The organism is Algibacter sp. L4_22, from assembly GCF_023473045.1.
Lineage (GTDB): Bacteria > Bacteroidota > Bacteroidia > Flavobacteriales > Flavobacteriaceae > Algibacter.
Genome location: NZ_JAMCOK010000021.1, coordinates 1 through 3,188 on the forward strand (window position 1 = coordinate 1; position 3,188 = coordinate 3,188).

Sequence of the window (3,188 nt, forward strand, 5' to 3'; positions counted from 1 at the left end):
CCTTTTTTTATTCCTTTTGCGTAAACAATATTTGTATTGAAAGTTATCTAACGATAGCCGCGCTATTGCTTACAACGTTAAATATATGGTAAGTTGGGCAGAAAATAAGCGATTACTTTCGGTTTAGTCACAAGCCAAATCTTTTTATTTTGTTTTAATTTTTTTCTTTAATACCAAATCAAAAGATTTGGCGACTTTGTAAATAAACAACAACCTTTTGATTAAACACTAATCGCCCAATTTGCTATATATAGTGTTGTAGAGCGTTATTCTTCGTTCCATTGTTCCAAATCATCTACTGGATTCGGTAACCTTCCTTCTAACCATTTTTTCAGAGTCCCAGGCATAAATTCGACATCTTTTGTCTCTATTACCCAAGAAAGGAAATCAGAAGGTCCACCATTCATATATGGAGCAGGAGAAACCGGATAAAAGACAGTTGGTAACCTCTCATTTATAGAAATATAATTTATCACACATCCTAACTCTTGTACAACGTTCCAAGCAAGTCTATTTTCAATATCCAATGAGAATTTCAACCACCAAAGTCCATCTTCGTCTCCAAATGAAATTGGTTTTGTTATACTTGGTATTTTTTCCAAATATTCAATTAATGTTTTAAAAGCTCTTTCGTCCAAATCTATTTTTTTTAATCTTCTCCGTCAATAGTTATCGGTAAATATTCAAGTCCAACATTCAAGCCCATAAGTAAATCAATAGCTGTTTCGTCACAATCCACAATCAGGAGTGTATGTTTTTCAGATTCAGATGTCATTTCAACTTCTTCAATTTCACTTATTCTTATAGTCAACGCTAAGCTTTCATTAAATCCAATATTTATAAACCAATCCTTTTGTATTTCACCTTTTGTAATATTATCTATCAAGTAAAATTGTTTTCTTTTTCTAATAGCAAAACTATCTATTACTTGAAAAACTCCTTCTGGTGATTTTGATTTCATTGTTTTTTTTTAATGCTCTACAACGATTACGTATATGAAATGTTGCGTGTTTGTGTGCGAGGATTTTCCGAAGGAAAATCAGATGCAAGCAAACAAAGTAACTCACATTGGTTAAGCACAAAATAGCAATTTTTTATATACAATGTTGTGGTTAGTTTTTTAATTCCGCTAATACATCTTTTAGTTCAATAATATCTTCTCTTACAGCAGGTTCTTTTACCATAGAAAGAGCTTTATTTGTGAGTTCATAAGATTTCTTGTAATCTTTTGTCTTGTAATATGAATTAGCCAAATTATAATAAAAATATCCTTTTTTCTCTTGATTATTTTCAAATTTAAGACCTTTTTCTAATACTTCTATTGACTTATTAAATTTCAAGAGTTTATTATAAGCGGTTCCGAAATTCATATAGGTTATAGTGAAAGTACTGTCAATTTTTAGAGACTTTTCAAAGTAAAGAGTACAATCCGCTAAGTTTTTTAAATCAGCAGAAACTCCTCCCAAAGCGTTAAGAATTATTTTGTTCTCAGGCTCTAAGTCGTTTGCTTTCTTGTATAATTTTTTAGCTTTCGAAAAATTCCCGTTAGAATTTTGTTCGGAAGCAAGGTCAAAAGTTAAAGAAGCAATGGAATCTTTTATTCCACCTCTTTTAAATTGATTTTTATAATGGATTGTTGTGTCTCCAGAATGTTTTGAAACAACTTTTTCTGAATCGTTTTTACAATTGAGAAATGTCAAAATTAATATTGTAAGTAGTATGTTTTTCATAATTAACCACAACGTTTGGTGTATGGTTAGTTGCGTGATTAAGCAACTAATTTAGTAAACAAATACGTGCCAGAGAAAATTCCGAAGGAATTTTCCAAATAGGCACTTGCCAAAGCAATTAATTATACACGCTGTTAGCAATAGTTTTTATTTTTCAGTTAACTTTCCGTTTTCATCATAGAATTCCCCTTTTCCAATTTGAATTCCGTTTTCGAATTCCCCTTTACTTTCTGTATTTCCGTTTTCGTAAAATGATTCATATTTTACAATTCCATTTCCTTTGTTCTGAGAAACGTCTTTTATATTTCCATTCTCATAAAACCTTTTCCATTCCCCAATTTGTTTATTTTTTTTGTAAGTTCCAATAGCCCGCTCATTACCATTTTCATAAAACCATTTAAATTCTCCAGATTTAATTCCTTTATTGAAGTGTTCAATTTTAGAGACATTACCATTTTCATGATATGACACCCATTTACCATGTGGTTTTGAATTTTTGAAGTCTCCAATATGGTCTAATTTTCCATTTTTATGATAGACTTCTTGATTAATTACTTTCCCACTCTTATAGGTTTCAATAATCTTAATACCATTTACAATATTTGTTTTTTTCTCTTGTGAGGAACAGCTAAATATTGTGATGGAAAATAAAAGTACTAATAGGTATTTATTCATTTTCTTAATTATTGCTAACGTGTTTGTGTATGGTTAGTTGCGTTGGCTAGGACTAAGTTAGCAAAAGAAAACGAACCAGAGGAAATTCCGAAGGAATTTTCCAAATAAGCACTTGCCAAAGCAATTAATTATACACGGTGTTAGCAGTTCGTTTTTATTTTTTCATAAGGAATCTTAGTTTTCCCTTTTTTAGTTTATATTGAATTTCCTCAAAATTCTTGTTTTCAATTATTTCTCTTTCTTTAGAGTCAACTACAAAACTTACTTTAGTAATCCAAGTATTCGAAACATTCGAAAAGTCAGATTCAATTTCTTTTTCATCAGAGTCAATTTCAATTTCATAATCTTTAGTCAGTATGGTTATTTTAGTTCCGAGTGATGTTTTTAAGTCAAAATGACTCAAGATAGTAGAGTTCATAAATAAGAAACCATTTAATTCCTGAAAATTCACCCAAAATTGACCTTGATTTGATTCTGCTATTTTATTTCCAGAAATATGTTTAATTTTCTCTTCAGTATGAGTGTCAACGTGTAATCTTTCCATTGCTCTTATATTTCCTAGAGCTGCTAAGATTTGATCTTTTTTTCTTAAAATATTCATTCCATTCAATTTTTACGTGAGTTTGGGAAATGACTGCTAACGGTATTGTATAAGATTAGTGGCGTGTTTAAGCACCTAATTTAGCAAATAAACACCAGATAGAAAATGAAGTGCACCCAAATGTTTAGACAAATTTATAATTAATTTTGATAATAATTAGCTCGATATTCAATCGGGCTCAT

At 30.1% G+C, this 3,188-nt stretch carries 5 protein-coding genes; all 5 read right to left on the reverse strand.

Annotated elements, in window-relative coordinates; translation table 11 throughout:
• Positions 1–266 precede the first annotated feature (266 nt).
• Positions 267–638, reverse strand: coding sequence for a hypothetical protein (locus tag M4I23_RS19295; protein WP_249755491.1), 372 nt, complete (start codon positions 636–638; stop codon positions 267–269).
• A gap of 11 nt (positions 639–649) precedes the next feature.
• Positions 650–961 carry a hypothetical protein gene (locus M4I23_RS19300; RefSeq protein ID WP_249755492.1) on the reverse strand — a complete coding sequence of 104 codons (312 nt, stop codon included), beginning with the start codon at positions 959–961 and terminating at the stop codon, positions 650–652.
• 151 nt (positions 962–1,112) lie between these two features.
• The gene (locus M4I23_RS19305) at positions 1,113–1,730 is read right to left on the reverse strand and encodes a tetratricopeptide repeat protein (protein WP_249755493.1); all 618 of its coding nucleotides are present in this window, start codon (positions 1,728–1,730) and stop codon (positions 1,113–1,115) included.
• 147 nt (positions 1,731–1,877) lie between these two features.
• The gene (locus M4I23_RS19310) at positions 1,878–2,405 is read right to left on the reverse strand and encodes a toxin-antitoxin system YwqK family antitoxin (protein ID WP_249755494.1); all 528 of its coding nucleotides are present in this window, start codon (positions 2,403–2,405) and stop codon (positions 1,878–1,880) included.
• Positions 2,406–2,559: 154 nt separating this feature from the next.
• Positions 2,560–3,006 carry a hypothetical protein gene (locus M4I23_RS19315; RefSeq protein WP_249755495.1) on the reverse strand — a complete coding sequence of 149 codons (447 nt, stop codon included), beginning with the start codon at positions 3,004–3,006 and terminating at the stop codon, positions 2,560–2,562.
• Positions 3,007–3,188: the final 182 nt, after the last annotated feature.